Annotated in this window: 16 protein-coding genes; 7 read left to right on the plus strand and 9 right to left on the minus strand. The window is 35.0% G+C overall.

The window, feature by feature from the left end:
- Nucleotides 1–115: 115 nt before the first annotated feature.
- Both D9R05_RS08245 and groL read left to right on the plus strand, forming a co-directional pair.
- Nucleotides 116–391: a co-chaperone GroES gene (locus D9R05_RS08245; protein WP_121666750.1), complete on the plus strand. Its 276-nt coding sequence runs from the start codon at nt 116–118 to the stop codon at nt 389–391.
- Between the two features lie 21 nt (nt 392–412).
- On the plus strand, nt 413–2053 hold the full coding sequence (gene groL / locus D9R05_RS08250; RefSeq protein ID WP_121666751.1) for a chaperonin GroEL: 1641 nt from the start codon (nt 413–415) through the stop codon (nt 2051–2053).
- A 79-nt stretch (nt 2054–2132) separates the two neighbouring features.
- Here the strand turns inward: groL and D9R05_RS08255 are convergent, their stop codons facing one another.
- The 9 genes from D9R05_RS08255 to D9R05_RS08295 all read right to left on the minus strand — a co-directional run bounded on the left by D9R05_RS08255 (nt 2133) and on the right by D9R05_RS08295 (nt 12352).
- On the minus strand, nt 2133–3992 hold the full coding sequence (locus D9R05_RS08255; RefSeq protein WP_121666752.1) for a mucoidy inhibitor MuiA family protein: 1860 nt from the start codon (nt 3990–3992) through the stop codon (nt 2133–2135).
- 46 nt (nt 3993–4038) lie between these two features.
- Nucleotides 4039–5271, minus strand: coding sequence for an ATP-dependent Clp protease ATP-binding subunit ClpX (clpX, locus tag D9R05_RS08260; protein WP_121666753.1), 1233 nt, complete (start codon nt 5269–5271; stop codon nt 4039–4041).
- Between the two features lie 3 nt (nt 5272–5274).
- Nucleotides 5275–5964: an ATP-dependent Clp endopeptidase proteolytic subunit ClpP gene (clpP, locus tag D9R05_RS08265; RefSeq protein WP_121666754.1), complete on the minus strand. Its 690-nt coding sequence runs from the start codon at nt 5962–5964 to the stop codon at nt 5275–5277.
- A 110-nt stretch (nt 5965–6074) separates the two neighbouring features.
- Nucleotides 6075–7397: a trigger factor gene (gene tig, locus D9R05_RS08270; protein WP_121666755.1), complete on the minus strand. Its 1323-nt coding sequence runs from the start codon at nt 7395–7397 to the stop codon at nt 6075–6077.
- A 69-nt stretch (nt 7398–7466) separates the two neighbouring features.
- A complete protein-coding gene (locus tag D9R05_RS08275) occupies nt 7467–7817 on the minus strand; it encodes a phage holin family protein (protein ID WP_121666756.1) in 351 nt (116 codons plus the stop codon).
- 73 nt (nt 7818–7890) lie between these two features.
- Nucleotides 7891–9477 (minus strand): SGNH/GDSL hydrolase family protein, encoded by a 1587-nt coding sequence (locus tag D9R05_RS08280; RefSeq protein ID WP_121666757.1) that lies wholly within the window; start codon nt 9475–9477, stop codon nt 7891–7893.
- Between the two features lie 11 nt (nt 9478–9488).
- Nucleotides 9489–10745, minus strand: a complete 1257-nt coding sequence (locus tag D9R05_RS08285) for an OmpP1/FadL family transporter (protein WP_121666758.1) — start codon at nt 10743–10745, stop codon at nt 9489–9491.
- A 107-nt stretch (nt 10746–10852) separates the two neighbouring features.
- On the minus strand, nt 10853–11620 hold the full coding sequence (locus D9R05_RS08290) for an alpha/beta fold hydrolase (RefSeq protein WP_121666759.1): 768 nt from the start codon (nt 11618–11620) through the stop codon (nt 10853–10855).
- Nucleotides 11621–11635: 15 nt separating this feature from the next.
- A complete protein-coding gene (locus tag D9R05_RS08295) occupies nt 11636–12352 on the minus strand; it encodes a pyridoxine 5'-phosphate synthase (protein WP_121666760.1) in 717 nt (238 codons plus the stop codon).
- 85 nt (nt 12353–12437) lie between these two features.
- On the opposite strand from D9R05_RS08295, the gene D9R05_RS08300 reads away from it, so the two are divergent.
- The 5 genes from D9R05_RS08300 to bamA all read left to right on the plus strand — a co-directional run bounded on the left by D9R05_RS08300 (nt 12438) and on the right by bamA (nt 18106).
- On the plus strand, nt 12438–13097 hold the full coding sequence (locus D9R05_RS08300; protein WP_121666761.1) for a CBS domain-containing protein: 660 nt from the start codon (nt 12438–12440) through the stop codon (nt 13095–13097).
- A 2-nt stretch (nt 13098–13099) separates the two neighbouring features.
- The gene (locus D9R05_RS08305) at nt 13100–13984 is read left to right on the plus strand and encodes an NAD kinase (protein ID WP_121666762.1); all 885 of its coding nucleotides are present in this window, start codon (nt 13100–13102) and stop codon (nt 13982–13984) included.
- Nucleotides 13985–14089: 105 nt separating this feature from the next.
- Complete coding sequence (gene porG / locus D9R05_RS08310) at nt 14090–14782, plus strand: type IX secretion system protein PorG (RefSeq protein ID WP_121666763.1); 693 nt, start codon at nt 14090–14092, stop codon at nt 14780–14782.
- The gene (locus tag D9R05_RS08315; RefSeq protein WP_121666764.1) at nt 14782–15522 is read left to right on the plus strand and encodes an isoprenyl transferase; all 741 of its coding nucleotides are present in this window, start codon (nt 14782–14784) and stop codon (nt 15520–15522) included. Before porG ends, D9R05_RS08315 begins: the two co-directional genes overlap by 1 nt.
- 7 nt (nt 15523–15529) lie before the next feature.
- Nucleotides 15530–18106 carry an outer membrane protein assembly factor BamA gene (gene bamA / locus D9R05_RS08320; protein WP_121666765.1) on the plus strand — a complete coding sequence of 859 codons (2577 nt, stop codon included), beginning with the start codon at nt 15530–15532 and terminating at the stop codon, nt 18104–18106.
- Nucleotides 18107–18132: the final 26 nt, after the last annotated feature.

Below are 18132 nucleotides of genomic sequence, written 5' to 3' on the forward strand. Positions count from 1 at the left end.
ATGACAAGTTGGCATTTTTTATTTCATCCTGTCCGTAAACGTGAATTGGCACAATTTTCGAAATAAGCAGAGTGAAATTAATGTAATATAATACTAACTAAAAATAGTCACACCAATGGGATTAAATTTTAAACCTCTAGCCGATAGAGTTGTTGTACAGCCCGAAGCTGCTGAAACAAAAACAGCTTCCGGAATTTACATTCCTGATTCAGCAAAGGAAAAGCCACAGCACGGAACAGTAGTGGCAGTAGGAAACGGAACCAAGAAACACGAAATGACCGTAAAGGAAGGTGATAAAGTTCTTTATGGAAAATTCTCCGGAACAGAACTTAAGTTAGACGGAAACGATTACCTTATCATGAGAGAAGATGAAATCTTAGGAACTCTTTAATCAACAAAAAATTAAAATAAAATGGCAAAAGATATAAAATTTGACATCGAAGCACGTGACGGAATTAAACGTGGTGTAGATGCTTTAGCAAACGCAGTAAAAGTAACATTAGGCCCAAGAGGACGTAATGTAATTATTGGTAAATCATTTGGAGCACCGGTTGTAACTAAAGACGGGGTTTCTGTAGCAAAAGAAATTGAGCTGGAAGATACCTTAGAAAACATGGGAGCACAAATGGTAAAAGAAGTTGCTTCTAAAACAAACGATTTAGCCGGAGATGGTACCACAACAGCTACCGTTCTTGCACAAGCTATCGTAAAAGAAGGACTTAAAAACGTTGCTGCAGGTGCTAACCCAATGGACCTTAAAAAAGGAATTGATAAAGCAGTTATAGCAATTACCAAAGAATTAGAAAAGCAAACCAAAGAAGTTGGAAGCTCTTCTGATCAAATAAAACAAGTAGCTTCTATTTCTGCAAATAATGATGATGTGATTGGCGAACTAATTGCCAAAGCATTTGGTAAAGTAGGAAAAGAAGGCGTTATCACTGTCGAAGAAGCAAAAGGAACTGAAACTTACGTAGATGTTGTTGAAGGTATGCAATTTGACAGAGGTTACCTTTCTCCATATTTTGTGACTGATAGTGAAAAAATGACCACTAATTTAGAAAATCCATACATCTTAATTTTCGATAAGAAAATTTCTACGATGAAGGATTTAATGCCGGTTCTAGAACCTGTTGCTAAAAGTGGCAAACCTTTATTAATTATCGCCGAAGATGTTGACGGAGAGGCCTTAGCTACTTTAGTGGTTAATAAGTTAAGAGGTTCTTTAAAAATTGCTGCTGTTAAAGCTCCTGGATTTGGAGATCGCAGAAAAGCAATGTTAGAAGATATCGCTATGCTTACCGGCGGAACGGTAATTTCTGAAGAAAGAGGATTCACCTTAGAAAATGCAACGCTAGATCAATTAGGTACTGCAGAAAAAGTAAGTATCGATAAAGATAATACTACAATTGTAAACGGTGCAGGTGAAGATGAAACGATCAAAAGTCGCATCAACCAAATTAAAGCGCAAATTGAAAGCTCTACTTCAGATTACGATCGTGAAAAACTTCAAGAGCGTTTAGCTAAATTAGCCGGAGGTGTTGCTGTACTTTATGTAGGTGCTGCTTCTGAGGTAGAAATGAAAGAGAAGAAAGATCGTGTAGACGATGCTTTACATGCAACAAGAGCTGCCGTAGAAGAAGGTATTGTTGCCGGAGGTGGAGTTGCGTTAGTTAGAGCAATTTCTGTACTAGAGAAATTAAAATCTGATAATGCAGACGAAGCTACCGGAGTACAAATAGTAAGTCGTGCTATTGAAGCACCACTAAGAACAATTGTTGAAAACGCCGGAGGTGAAGGTTCTGTTGTTATAAATAAAGTATTAGAAGGTAAAAAAGGATTTGGTTATGATGCTAAAAGTGAAAGCTATGTAGATATGCTTAAAGCTGGAATCATTGATCCTAAAAAAGTTACCCGTATTGCTTTAGAAAATGCAGCTTCAGTTTCTGGAATGATTTTAACCACTGAGTGTGCGTTAATCGATATTCCTGAAGATGACAATGGCGGCGGCGGAATGCCACAAGGAATGGGCGGCGGAATGCCAGGAATGATGTAATTCAGCCTGATTCTATCTAAACCATAAAAAACCTCGAATTAGAAAATTCGAGGTTTTTTATATTCTTTTCTGAATGCAATTAATTTAAATTGATGGATTTTTCTTTCGGGTATTTCACCTCATAACTAAAGTTTTTGCTTTGCGATTCTTTAGCTGAAAGGTTAACGCTCCAAGATAAAATTCCTGTTTTTTCATTGTAAGAAGCTTTTCCGTATTCTCGTTCTTCGACTTTAATTTCATCATTTTGAGAAATAGGAATTCGGTCTTCTAAATGAACTTCTACCGCAGTATTCTTGTTATTTTTTAAGGTGATTTCGTAATTACGGTTAAGAATTCGAGTTCCGCCGAAAAAAGATTTATCCTTTTTATTATTTACTTGTTTCCGTTCTACAACAATAGAAGGATCTGAACCTAGAGATATTTTTAGATCTTTATCGATTTCTTTTGTTTGTAAAAAAGTGTTTCCTACAAAACTATTCTGAAAATAAATATTTGCATCCCCAGGAAGTAAATCTAAGTTTTCCCAATTTTTCAAGGTAGCAGTCAAGTATACAGAAGTTTTAAGCAATGGAGCACTATAATATTCATATTCGGCAGGGATAGTAAAACTTTTAATAGTTACTACTGTATTTTCAGCTAACGATGGAATTGAATATGGTTTATCAATGGTAAATTCAGTAGTCATAATATTTTCTTCTCTCACCACTTTCGGCGTTTGCATGACTTCCGGTTCCGCTTGATCACCCTCAACTCTAACGCCAGAAACTTTTCCAGAATAGCTCGTAATAACTACCTCATCTAATGTATTGTTACTCGCTTGCATTTGAAGATTCATTTGATTTGCATAAATAGGAATTCGTGCTGTTTGAAAACCTACGAAACTGTAGACCAATTTTTTTCCTCTTGTTACTGAAAGATTATAATTTCCATCGAAATCGCTTTGTGTTCCGTTACTTGTTCCCTCTTCAGCAATATTCACTCCCGGTAATGGTAAACCTCCAGAATCGGTAATTGTTCCGTATACTTTTTTTACCGAAGGATTATAAGGTTGATTGGTTTGATAATAATTTTGATTACTATTTCTTGAGTTAATAAAATTTAAGTAATGTGGATTTACACTTGGTTTTTCAGAAGGAATACTCGGGTCTCCCGTCGATAATTTTAATTCAACCTCATTCCAATTTACGCCAGTTTCTTGAAAGACGTTTGCTTTGTATGAAAAATGTAAAGGCTCTTCGGTATTATCAGCTTTAATATCATAGGTCGGAAACCAACCTGCATTTGACACATTGTAGGTAATGCTTAATACAACATTTTGTGAACGTGGGGCATCCAATAAGAGTTCAATTTCTCCACGACGACCGGATTGTTCACTTTTTAGCTGATTTATTTCTTGTTGAATTTTAGTAGTTTCAGCCTGTAATTCATTTAATTGTTGCTTAGTATCGTATATCTCCGTTTTTATCTCGCTTATTCTATTGCGATAATAAACCGCGTATTGCTTTAGTTTTTCTAAGGAAGCACTTTCATTATCGGTATTAATTTTCTTATTGGTAATTAAAACAGATTCCTCTTCTTCTAAACCTGCAATTTTATTTCTTAGTAAAGTTAACGCACGGTTTTTAGTGATTAATTGCTCTTTCAAAGCAATCATTTGAGGAGAAGATTCATCTTTTCCTAAATACGTAATTCTATAATTTACTGCCGAAATAGTTACTTCTCCTACCCCACTAACCTGAATACTATTCTGATTAATTGTAGGCGATAAATCTGAGAAAACAACTTTAGAGCTTCCGGCGGGTAAATTAAAAGATGCTTCGGAAGTAACTTGCGCTCCGCTAAGAAAAACCGTAACTTTTTTAGGTGTCAGTTTCGGGTTTATTTCGCTTGCAAAAAGCAAACTAGGTAAAAATAAAAAGAGGAAGAATTTAATGTTCATAATGACAGTTTTTTCTTCCTCTAAAATAAGATAAATAAATTGCTATTTACGAAACTGCTTTCAACTTTTTAATGGTTGATTTTTGTAAAGCTTTTTCAGCATAGCTTTTGGTTACTTTTAATTCTGTTGTTCCGCTTTCGGGCAATTCAAACATAGCATCAGTTAAAATTGCTTCACATAAAGAACGTAATCCTCTGGCTCCTAATTTATATTCTACCGCTTTAGTTACAATATAATCTAAGGCACCATTGGTAATTTCAAATTCAATATCATCCATTCCAAAAAGCTTCGTGTATTGCTTTACTAATGCATTTTTTGGTTCCGTTAAAATAAGACGTAAGGTTTCTTCGTCTAATGGATTCATATAGGTCAAGACCGGTAGACGACCGATAATTTCCGGAATCAATCCAAAATCTTTTAAGTCTTTTGGAATAATATATTTCAGTAAATTATCCTTTTCTATGGTATCCTCAGTTTTAGAAGCGCTATAACCAACAGCTTGCATGTTCAGCCTTTTGGTTATGTTTCTATCAATTCCATCAAAAGCTCCACCGGCAATAAATAGAATATTGCTTGTATCTACTTCAATAAATTTTTGATCGGGATGCTTTCTTCCTCCTTTTGGCGGAACATTTACTGTAGTTCCTTCTAACAGTTTCAACAAAGCTTGCTGAACACCTTCTCCACTTACATCTCTAGTAATAGAAGGATTGTCACCTTTACGGGCAATTTTATCAATTTCATCAATAAAAACGATTCCCTGCTGTGCTTTTTCTAAGTTATAATCTGCCGCTTGCAATAAACGCGTTAAAATACTTTCTACATCTTCTCCAACATAACCTGCTTCGGTTAATACAGTTGCATCAACAATTGCTAACGGAACATTTAGCATTTTAGCGATGGTTTTTGCCATTAAGGTTTTTCCAGTACCGGTTTGACCCACCATAACAATATTGCTCTTTTGGATTTCGATTTCGTTCTCGTCTTCCGGCTGAAGCAACCGTTTATAATGGTTATATACAGCTACAGAAAGTACTTTTTTACTGTATTCCTGACCGATGACATAACTATCTAAAAATTCTTTAATCGCTTTTGGTTTTCTAAGCATTAACTCAGAACTTAATTCTTTTGTTCCCTCTTGCTTAGATTCTTCTACTACAATTCCGTGCGCTTGCTCAATGCAACGATCGCAAATGTGTGCATCTAATCCCGCGATTAATAAGTTTGTTTCGGGTTTTTTACGCCCGCAAAAAGAACATTCTAACTCTTCCTTTGCCATAAATTATGCTTTCTTCTCTTCTTCTCTCGTTAAAATTTCGTCAATCATTCCGTATTTCTTGGCTTTTTCTGCTTTCATCCAATAATCACGGTCGCTATCTTCATAAACTTTGTCGTACGACTGCCCACTATGTTTCGAAATTATCTTATATAATTCCTCTTTTAAGGTAACAATTTCTCTAGCAGTAATTTCTATATCACTTGCTTGCCCTTGTGCTCCACCTAAAGGCTGATGGATCATCACGCGAGAATGTGGTAATCCGCTGCGTTTTCCATTTTCTCCGGCACACAATAAAACTGCTCCCATAGAAGCTGCCATTCCTGTACAGATTGTTGCAATATCAGGCTTAATAAATTGCATCGTATCATAAATACCTAAACCTGCATACACACTACCTCCTGGAGAATTAATATAAATTTGAATATCTTTATTAGCATCTGTACTTTCTAAAAAAAGCATCTGTGCTTGTACAATATTTGCAACTTGATCGTTAATTGCTGTTCCTAAAAAAATGATTCTATCCATCATTAATCTAGAAAACACATCCATAGCCACGGCATTCATTTGACGCTCCTCAATAATATTAGGCGTCATTCCTACCGGCGTCATACTGGTGATAATTTTATCGTAATAATTGCTATTGATCCCTTGATCTTTAATGGCAAATTTTTCAAATTCTTTTCCGAAATCCATAAATTTCTCTTCTTATTTTATTGCTGAAAAGCGTTTGTACTAGTACTAAAAAAGGCGCTAGCCCAATTTGGGTTAAACGCCTTAAAGATAAGTATTAATTCTATAAAAGACTACTTATAAACTTCCTTAACAAAATTTTCGTATGTTAACTCTTTGTTCTCTAAGTTTGCCTTTTCTTTATAAAGATCAAGTAACTTTTTATTCATTACTTGTTCTGATAATTTTTTCACCTCTTCTTGGTTAGAAAGTACGCGACTTGCGATATCTTCTAAATCTTTGTCTGAAGGATCCATCTGACCGAATTGCGCCATTTGCATCTTGATGCGTTCTTTGGTCATTTCTTTTAATTCTTCAAACTGAACCTGAAGCTCGTTTTCTTGAATTAATTTTCCTTCGATCAACTGAAAACGAAGTCCTTTTTCACTTTTTTCGTATTCTTCCTTAGCTTCATCTGCAGTTAATTCTTTCTCACCGCTTACTTGAATCCAACGTTGAAGAAATTCTTTTGGCAGATCAAATTCTGTTTGCTCTATAAGACGCTCAGTTACATCATTTAACAACTGCTGATCGCTTTGTTGCACAAACTGTCCTTCAGCATCTTCTTTAATTTTCTCTTTTAACTCGCTTACTGAAGTTACTTTTCCTTCTCCAAATAATTTATCAAATAATTCTTGATCCAATTCAGCAGGAATTTGCTCATTTACTTCAGAAATTTCAAAAGTCACTTCAATATCTAAATCGTGCGCTTTCTCATGTTCAACTTTTAAGAACTCCATTAATTCGTGATCGTTCTCAAATAAGTTTTTAGTTTTTAGACTGATTGTATCTCCAACTTTTGCTCCAACAAATTTGTTAAGATTTCTTTTTCCCTTAATCTTTTCTAAAGGAAGCGTTGTAGTATTTTCAATTCCTTCTTCTTCATTTTTGAAGGTTCCGGTAACTTGATCGCCTTCTGCAGCTTCATCTTTAGCCACTAATTTACCATATTGTTTCTGAATGGTTTTGATTTGATTTTCAATCATTTCATCATCAGCAACAATTGTATAATGGGTGATTGCCTTTTTGGTATTTAACTCAACTTCAAATTTAGGAGAAAGCCCTAATTCAAATTCGAATTCATAATTATCATCACTCCAATCGAAATTTTCTTGTTCTTTAGGAAGCGGATTCCCTAAAACATCTAATTTTTCTTCGGTTAAATACTTATTCAACGATTCTTGAAGAAGTTTATTCACTTCATCAACAAGTACAGCTTTTCCATATTGCTTTTGGACCAACCCCATAGGAACGTGCCCCTTTCTAAAACCAGGAATATTAGCCGATTTACGATAGTCTTTTAAAACTTTTTCTACTTTAGGATTGTAATCTTCTTTAGCGATTTCAACCTTAACCACTGCATTGAGCTCGTCAATATTTTCTCTTGTGATGTTCATTCTTAACTATTCTTTCTAAAAATTGGAGTGCAAAATTACAATTTATTTACCTGCCAACCAAGTTTTTAATCAGTTCGATTTTGAATTTTCAAAAGCTTTAAATAGAATAGATTGACAAAAAGAAAGTAATAAACTAAAGAGTAGCGCCCACCAAAAACCATCTACATAGAAACCACCAACTAAACCGGTAACCATTAAAATAATTAAGGCATTAATTACAAGTAAAAACAAACCAAAAGTTACAACCGTAACGGGTAGGGTGAATAAAATAAGTATTGGTTTTACTAAAATATTCATCAAGCCCAAAACAATAGCAATAACAATTCCCGTAAAATAGCTTTCTACCGCCACACCCGGCAATAAATTTGCTAAAGCAACTACAATAAAGGCAGTCACTAAAATGCGTAAAAGTAAATTCATAACAATTCTTTTTATAAAAATAAAAAAGTGCCGAGGAATTTCGGCACTTTTTTATTTTTTTAAACAGTATTTTCTATTCTGTTACACCAGATCCGATTGAAGGACCACCGTTATATGCTCCAACATTTACTTTAGGAACAGTTGCGCTATAAGTTTGGTTAACCTCCTCAATAATTCTATTAGCAACTACCGCATAACCGCGAGGAGTTAAGTGAATGCCATCTAAAGAAAAAGCCCCACCGGTTGCAAATTCAGATGTTATCATTCCGCCGTCATACATCACGCCTCCATTGGCCACATTGTTAAGCAATTCATTAGCATCAACATATGCCAAATTATTTGCATTAGCAATACCTTCTATAGTTGCATTGTAGGTTGCTGTGATGCCAGCAATTTCTTCCTGCTCTGCCGGAATTAAAACAAATTGATCTTGCATCGGGTAAGAAACACCATTGACAGACAATTGTCCTGCTAATTCTTGCGGCACTCCCAAGCCAACCAATTCTTGAACTCGATCAGTATTCACAACTCCAATAGCACTCTGGCTAGTTAATAATACTAAGTCATTTTCATTAGCTTGACGTGCTTGACCGTATTGCTGGCCGTAAACTGCAGCCGTAGGTGCCGGAAGCCCACCGGCTACTAAGGCTTGTGTTAACTGTTGAGAAATATCAGTTAAAGATTCATCTTGCACAACGATTCCGCTTGGTCCCGTAGTAGAAAACTGAATAGACCGTTCCGGCACACCTAAGGCTGCAAACGCTTGATTTAACTGAGCATAAGTTGCGTTTAGTGTCGCTAATTGATCTCCTAAAAGAGCTGGTGTTAAAGGGTTATAAGGAACCGTAGTAAAAAAAGCAGTTGCTGCAACATCCGGAATATTAATCAACACCCCTCCACTAGCTGAAGACATTAACGCCTCCACTTCTTGCGAGTAAACACTAGCAAATACATTAGGATCTGTAATATCATTAGACCCATAAGTTGTTGGATCTAAATTTCCCGTTTGGTTTACACCAATGCCTCCAGAAGTGGCATAACTTAACACGTCATTATTCCCAATCCAAAGCGAAAAAAAGCTCGGGTTTTGCGCAACCGCATCTTCTAAAACTGTTGCTTCAGCAGAGGATCTAAATCTGACAAAATAAGGATTTGCCTGCCCCGTAGCTACACCTGAAGCATTTCCGTAACCGGATGCTAACAAATGAAAGCTCTTCGCTCCGGGAACGCCCATATTATTAAATGATCCGGAAAGTGTGTTAGTTATTTCTGTGGATGGTGTTCCTTCAATATTTGTAGGCGCCGGGCTTCCACTTGCACCAACATCTAATATTAATCTTGTATCAACTATTTGATTTCCATTTAGCAGTAAACCTCCAATATTATCTGCCATTAAAGGTTGTGTAAATTCACCTCCTCCCACGTGTTCAAATTGTTGAGCTAAAATATTAGGATAAGAGTTTTTTTGACCTTGGATATATAAAGCATTATCTGCAAAACCAGCCGTCAGTGAATTTCCTAAAGCAACATAATTACTAAAATCTGCTTCACCACTTGTATATAAATCTCCGTCTTCTACAGAATTGTCAAATTCAGGTTCGCAAGAAACTAAAGCTACTCCAAGCGAAATTGCAGTTATATATTTGATATAATTTTTCATGTATTTTAATTTTATAGATTTACAGTCACCCCAAGACCCGGTAGGAAGGCATTACTTTTATAAGTACCTCCAAAAGGAACATTTTGTCCGTTTTCTTGATAGTAATCATATGATTCTTGTACTTCTTCAAATCGTAAGTAAACAAATGAAGCATCTACAGCAATAGCCGGCGTGATTTGATAAGATAAACCACCGGTATATCCATGAGAATCGTTTCTTGGCGTTTCAGGCGCAAAATACCCGGAACGCACCGGAGTTTCATCAAAATAGTACCCAACACGTAAGGTTAATTTATCTAAGGCTTGGTATTGTAATCCAAAACGATAAGTTGAAGCGTTTTTATAATTTCTAGGATTAAAAGAATCCGGTACACCCTCAGGAGCAAAATCGATATCTAATGAATTATACACTTCCCAAATAGTACGATTATAATCAAATGCAAAAAGCCATTTTTCACAAAATTTATAAGAAAGTCCTACTGTAAATTCTGCCGGAAGAGGCAACGAAGCATCAAATGCTACAGTCCCATTTTCTACCGGAGCCAAAGGAGAGTTAGGCACATTACTAAACGTTGCATCGCCATTTTCTGCCTCCAATATAATTTCTGAACGATAGTTCATCCCTATCCGTAAGTTTTCAGTAGGATTAAACATAAAGCTAGCAGACCACCCCATATTGGTTACATTAGAAGCATCAATTTCTACATTAGATCGGTTTCCATTTTCATCGGTCAGTGTTCGGTTAATATTTCTATTAAAATTCACCCCGCCTGTAACGAAAATTGGTCCACCACCTACACTAAAATATTCAGACAACTTAAAAGAAACTAACGGCTGAATATAAATAGCTTGTAAGTCAATATCATTAACTAAATGAGAGCCAGCCCAATCAGTTGGATATTCTACACTACTTCCATAAGGTGTATATGCACTTAAGCCCACCGTAAACCAGTCGGTTACTTGATAAGAAGCATATAAATAGAAAGGAGTACTTAAATTATTTTCAGTTTCTGCAAATTGACCGGTTTCACCGTTTTGCCAGCGAACATTAGAAATAACACCGGTAACTCCAGCAGACACATTCAATTTGTTTTCTAGGTACACCAAACCAGCAGGATTAAAAAATGCCAGTTCTGCACTATTAACAACAGCCACTCCAGCGTGCCCCATTGCAAGAGCGCGTTGTCCCTGCGTGCTTACACGATAACCGCCAGCATAAACCGATGCCGAGAGTAATGCGATTAGCATGAAAAGTAACGATTTTCTCATAAGTAAAGTAAATTATTGATTAATTGATTTGCAGCCTAATTTAACAATTAAATTAAAAAACACGAATAAAATCTTAAAATATTATGCTTGCATAGCAAAATTTAACATTAATTATTTAGATACCCTATACAAATAGTGTAGAATTCTTCCATTTTTTCGGCATGAACCCAATGCCCGGCATCTTTTATGGTGGCAAGATTGCTTTTTGGAAAGTGTTTTTTGAGTAAGCCCTTATCTTCTTCTTTTATATAACCGGATTTTTGACCTTTTATGAACAATGTTCTTCCGTTATACTTTGCATTATCGCTTAATGAAATTCCTACTTGCTCGATGTTTTCTTTCAAAACCGGCAAATTCATTCGTAATGCAAGTTTATTTTTTTCTTTCCAATATAAGTTTTTCAGTAAAAATTGACGAACCCCCCATTCTTGAATATACTCTTTTAATTTTTCATCTGCGTCCCCACGTGAAGTCAATTCACTTTCACTCAACATCGTTAAACCTTCCAAAATTGTTTGATGATGTGGCGGATAGTATTTCGGCGCTATATCAACTATTATTAACTCCTCAATAAGATCAGGAAAATCAACCGCAACTTTCATCGCTGTTTTTCCTCCCATAGAATGTCCTAGCAAAACAATATTTTCTAGCTGATGTGTTTTACAATATTCTTGAATATCTTCTGCCATTAACTGGTAACTAAACTCTTTTGTGTGCGGACTTCTACCGTGATTTCGCTGATCTATTAAATGAATTTGATAATTTTCCTTTGCAAATTTTTTAGCTAAAGTTTTCCAATTATCGCCCATTCCTAAAAACCCGTGAAGAATTAAAAAAGGCCTTCCTTCTCCTATAATATTCGAATGTAATTTCATAAAAAACCAGTTCAATTATTTCAATAAAGATAAATATTCCTGAATAACAGTTGCTAAACCTTCGTACAAGGCTTCTGCTATTAGGGCGTGCCCAATTGAAACTTCTTGCAAACCAGGAACACTTTCTTTAAAAAAACGAATATTTTGAAGCGATAAATCATGCCCAGCATTAATTCCCAAGCCTAGCTCTTGCGCCAATTTAGCACAGTCTGCATAAGGTTTTACTGCTTTTTCTTTATTTCCCTTAGCAAATCCCGTAGCATAATCTTCGGTATAAAGTTCAATTCTATCGGTTCCAGTTTGAGCAGCTCCTTCAATCATTTCTTTTATCGGATCTACAAAGATAGAGGTACGAATATTATGTTTTTTAAATTCAGAAATTATCTCCCTCAAATAATCGCGGTGTTTTAGAGTATCCCAACCCGCATTAGACGTTAGCACGTTTTCATCATCAGGCACTAAGGTGACTTGTGTTGGTTTGTTTTCTAAAACTAAACTTATAAAATCATCCACGGGATTTCCTTCAATATTAAATTCAGTTGAAACAATTGGAGCTAAATCGCGAACATCTTGATATCTAATATGACGTTCATCCGGCCTGGGATGAACAGTTATTCCTTGAGCACCAAACCTCTCGATGTTGTTAGCAGCTTCAACAACATTAGGCACGTTTCCTCCACGGGCATTTCTAAGCGTGGCAATTTTATTTATGTTAACACTAAGCTTTGTCATTTTTACAATTTTTAACTACAAAAATACAAAGTTAACCAGCTTTCATGTGCTATATTTTAATTAATTTGCAAGAAAACTCTTGGCTATGAATATACAAACCTATATAATTAATGATGTTGAAATTCAGCCTGTAAAAAATACGGTAAAAGAGCTTCAAAAGCTTTTTAATCAACTTACATACAGCCATTTACCAATTGTAAGCGAAGGAGAGTTTATAGGTAGTATATCTGAAAACGATATTCGTTGTTTTGAAAATAATAATAAAATTAGTGAATACAAACACGCTATTGAGGTTTTTTATGTACACGAAAATGATAACTGGCTAGATATTCTTGAAAAGTTTGCACGATACAATAGCAATATTATGCCGGTTTTAGAGGAAGGAAATAACAAATACCTAGGCTATTTAGAGCTAAACGATGTGATTTCCATTTTTAATGAAACCCCTTTTTTAAGCGAAGCCGGCTCTATTTTAGTTATTGAAAAAGGCTTTAAAGATTATTCGTTTAGTGAAATAAGCCAAATTGTAGAATCTAATGAAGCTAAAATTTTAGGTCTTTTTATTAGTGAATTAGAAAATGATGTTGCTCAAATAACTATAAAAATCGGGTTATCCAGTATTAATGAAGTTATTCAATCGTTTAGAAGATACAATTACAAAGTGCTGAGCACTCACCAAGAAGACGCTTTTTTAAAGAATTTAAAAGATAGATCTGACTATCTAAATAAATACCTGAATATTTAAATATGAAAGTAGGCATTTACGGACAATTTTACCACGAAAATTCCGGGAAGTACATTCAAGAACTGTTAGATCTATTAGAAGAGCAAAACATAGAAGTTCGTATTGAAGAAGAATTTTTAGAGATCATTCATCAAAAAGAAGAGATCAAAAAAGAATATAACGAATTTTCTACTTTTAAAGAATTAGACAATAGTTACGACCTGTTTTTTAGCATTGGTGGAGATGGCACTATTCTAAAAAGTATTAACTACATTAAAAGTTTAGACATTCCTATTGTAGGTATTAACACCGGAAGATTGGGTTTTCTAGCCACGATCCAAAAAGAAGAAATTAGTCAAACCATAAATTCTATTCTTCAAAAAAAATACAGCATCTCCAGAAGAAGTTTGTTAGAAATTGCAACATCCCCAAAAAACGAAAGTCTTTCTGATATCAATTTCGCTTTAAATGAAATTGCCATAAGTCGGAAAAACACAACCTCTATGATAACCATACAAACTTGGCTAGACGGAAAATACCTTAATGCATATTGGGCAGACGGCCTCATTGTTTCTACCCCAACCGGATCTACCGGTTATTCTCTCAGTTGCGGCGGACCGATCATTAACCCAAAAACAAATGCTTTAGCAATTACACCCATTGCCCCGCACAACCTTAACGCAAGACCATTGATTATTCCAGATGATATAGAAATTGATCTAAAAGTTTCAGGTAGAGAAGAAGATTATTTGGTTTCTTTAGATTCGCGTATTACTAGCTTAAGCAAAAACACAAAAATTACTATTAAAAAAGCACCCTTTTCCATAGGACTTGTTTTACTTCACGAAGATAGTTTTATCAAAACCCTCCGCAAAAAATTACTCTGGGGTGAAGATAAACGCAATTAAAAACAATAAAAATCAGGGAATTTTGTTTACCATACCGAATACAAATCTTTATTAAATTAAGTTAGAGAAAACTTAATTCATATATTTGCAAACTTTTGAAAATCTATGAAGTATTTAACGGTAGTCATAATGATGCTTTTTTTTACAAGCCAACTACAATCACAAACTTATGAAATTGGGGCTTACCTTGGTGGCGCTAATTTTATAGGCGATGTTGGCTCAACAAATTACATCAACCCAAACTCTTTGGCTTTTGGAGGGATTTTTAAATGGAATAGAAGTAAACGACATTCCTTTAGATTAAGCGTTATTCATGCTGATTTAGAAGCAGATGATGCAAATGCAAATGATGGAAGACGAAAAGCACGAGGCTACTCATTTAACAATAGCATCACCGAAGCTTCCTTAGGAATTGAATATACTTTTTGGGAGTGGAATTTACATGACTTTAAAAGTCAAGTAAGTCCATATTTGTACACCGGGTTAACCGGAATAAAATATGACGATTTTTATTTAAATGCCAGAGATGTACTAACTAGAAACGATTCCCGCATCAATATGGCTATTCCTATGGTAATTGGTATAAAAGGAACTTTAGATACCCATTGGGTACTTGCCCTAGAAGTTGGTGCTCGTTATACATTTACCGATAATATTGACGGAAGTACTCCCAAAGAATTTGATGGCGGACAAAATTTACCGAGCTTTGGAAACCCAAATACAAACGATTGGTATATGTTTACCGGCATTACCTTAACGTATACGTTTGGTCGTAAACCTTGTTATTGTAGTTTTTAATGGATTTCACAAAACAACTAAATACCGACAAACTCCCTAAGCATATTGCCATTATAATGGACGGTAATGGACGTTGGGCTAAAAAACAAGGTTTATTACGAATGGCTGGACACCAAGAAGGAACTACAGCGGTTAGAGAGACAGTAGAAGCTTGTGCCAAAATCGGTATTAAAAATTTAACCCTCTATGCATTTTCTACTGAAAATTGGAACAGACCCAAAATTGAGGTAAGAACTTTAATGAAGTTATTGGTTTCTTCCTTAAAAAAGGAAATAAAAACCTTAATGAACAATAACATTAAGCTCAATGCAATTGGATGTCTAAAAAATTTGCCCGAAAAAGCTCAAAAAGAATTACAGGAAGTTATTTCAAAAACCTCCGAGAATAATCATATGACTTTAACCTTAGCCTTAAGCTATGGCTCTAGAGAAGAATTAATAAACTGTTTTCAGGAAATTAATAAAGCTATACAAGATAAAGAAATCACAGTAGAGCAAATTGACGAAAACACGATACAAAAACATTTGTATACAAAAAATCTACCCGATGTAGATTTATTAATAAGAACAAGTGGCGAACAACGCATAAGTAATTTTTTGCTTTGGCAAATTGCTTATGCCGAATTATATTTCACCCAAACTTTATGGCCCGATTTTAGAAAAGAAGATTTAGTAGAAGCCATAGTAAATTATCAAAACAGAGAACGACGATTTGGAAAAACAAGTGAGCAACTCAGTTAACGCATTGATGACTAAAAAAATACTTACACTTTTTATAGGTTTCTTTGCTTTCAGCCAATTAATATCGGCGCAAGAAGACATCCCGCTTGCTAACGGAAAGCAATATACTGTTGGTGAAATAACGGTTACAGGAGATACCAATTATAACGAAAAAACTGTTATTGCATTTACCGGTCTGCGTAAAGGTGAAAAAATCTATATCCCGGGTGATAGAATCAGTAATGTCATAAAAAAACTATGGGATTTAGGACTTTTTAGTGATATTAATTTATACGTAACCAGCATAGAAGGTGACACGGCAAATCTAGAACTAGAAATTCAAGAAGTCCCAGAACTCCGCGAAGTTAAGATCACGGGAAATCGTAAAAAGAAACACAAATCTAAATTTATTAAAGATTATGATTTAGAACCGGGATCTAAAGTAACAGAAAACTTAGTTGCCACAACCCGTAATAAAATTAAAGAGTTTTATGCCTCAGAAGGCTATCTAAACACGAATGTTCTCATAAATACCAGGCCTGTAAAAGATACTGTCGAAGGTCGCGATAAGCGCTTAGTAGATATGAATGTTCGCATTAATTTAGGCGAAAAAGTAAAAATTAGTGATATTACTATTGAAGGGAATACGGTTTTTAATGATGCAAAGGTAAGACGCCAAATGTCTACCAAACAAAAGAGTTTTTTCCGTTTTTGGAAACGCTCTAAATTCATTGAAGAAGATTACGAAGAGGATAAAAAAGAAATCATTAGTGAATATAAAACCGAAGGTTTCCGTGACGCCAGAATTGTTTCAGATTCAATTATTAAAAAAGATAATGAAACTATTGCTATTAATTTAAAAGTAGAAGAAGGTGATAAATATTACTTTGGTGATATTTCTTTCCTAGGAAACAGTGTTTATACCGATAGACAGCTAAAACAGGTTCTACAAATTTCTAAGGGTGATACCTACAACGGAACTTTATTAGAAAAAAGAATTGCAGATCAAACGCGTCCAGATGCTAACGATTTGACTAATCTTTATCAAAATAATGGTTATTTATTCTCGCAAATAAACGCCGTAGAAACAAAAGTTTACAATGATACTATCGATTTCGAAATACGTATTCGAGAAGGAAAGGTTGCTTATTTCGACAAAATTGTAGTAAAAGGAAACGATAAAACTAACGACCACGTTATTTATCGTAACCTAAGAACAAGACCAGGAGAGCGTTACAGTAAACAAGAAGTTGTACGATCGGTTAGAGAATTAGGACAACTCGGTTTTTTTGATGCGCAAAAATTATCTCCAGAGTTTAAAAATGTTAATCCAAACGACGGGACTTTAGATCTAGAGTATACTGTGAAAGAAAGCGGTGCCAGCCAAATTGAACTACAAGGAGGTTACGGTGGCGGTGGCTTTGTTGGTACTTTAGGACTTTCGTTTAACAACTTTTCCTTAAAAGGAATTTTTGATAAAGATGCTTATAAACCTTTACCGATGGGCGATGGACAAACCGTTTCTATTCGTGCACAAGCAGCAAGTTTTTATCAAACCTATAGTTTATCCTTTTCTGAACCTTGGTTAGGTGGAAAAAAACCGATTAGGTTAACAACATCTTTCTCGCATACAGTACAATATTTCTATGATTCTTTTGAACGAGAAGCAGACCGCGATCGTAAATTTTTAATTACCGGAGGTTCTGTTGGTCTAGCAAAGCGTTTAACAGTACCTGATGATTATTTTACACTTTCTACCGCTTTAAGTTTTCAACATTATAACTTAAATAATTATGATATTGGCTTATTTAACTTCCCTGATGGTTATGCAAATAATTTCGCTATAACGGTCGGCTTAACAAGAGATAATACACATACTAATCCTATTTATCCGGTAGGAGGATCTAAATTTAGCATAACTGCAAAATTCACCCCACCTTACTCGGTTTGGAATGGTGTAGATTATGCAAATTTAGAAAATGATCCTGCTTATCAGACCAATGGAGAGGCAGATTTAGCCAAAATTGATCAAGAACGTTTTAAATGGTTAGAATACTATAAAATTAAATTTAAAGGAGATTGGTACAATAAAATTGTAGGAGATTTAGTTTTACGTGCAAATGTTGAATACGGATTTTTAGGAGCTTATAATAACGATCGTGGAGTTCCTCCTTTTGAGCGTTTTTATTTAGGGGGTGATGGCTTAGGAGGTTACAGTTTAGATGGTAGAGAAACTATCCGTTTAAGAGGTTATCCAAATCAATCCTTAACACCAATAGATAGAGATCCTACAAGTGGAGCCACTAGAAATGACGGAGCAACTATCTACAATAAATATTCATTAGAATTGCGTTATCCTATTACGTTAAACCCATCAGCTTCTATTTACGGACTTACGTTTGCTGAAGCAGGAGCATCGTATGACAGCTTTAAAGATTTTAATCCATTTCAATTAAATCGTTCAGCTGGATTTGGAGTTCGTATATTTATGCCCGCATTTGGTTTGTTAGGAATTGACTTCGGTTATGGGTTTGATCCTATTCCGGGAACCAATACCGGACCAAATGGTTGGGAGACACATTTTATTATAGGTCAACAATTTTAATTAAATTGGCACGATATTTTCTACAA

Origin of the sequence: Mesonia aquimarina (genome assembly GCF_003667275.1) — a bacterium.
Taxonomy (GTDB): domain Bacteria; phylum Bacteroidota; class Bacteroidia; order Flavobacteriales; family Flavobacteriaceae; genus Mesonia; species Mesonia aquimarina.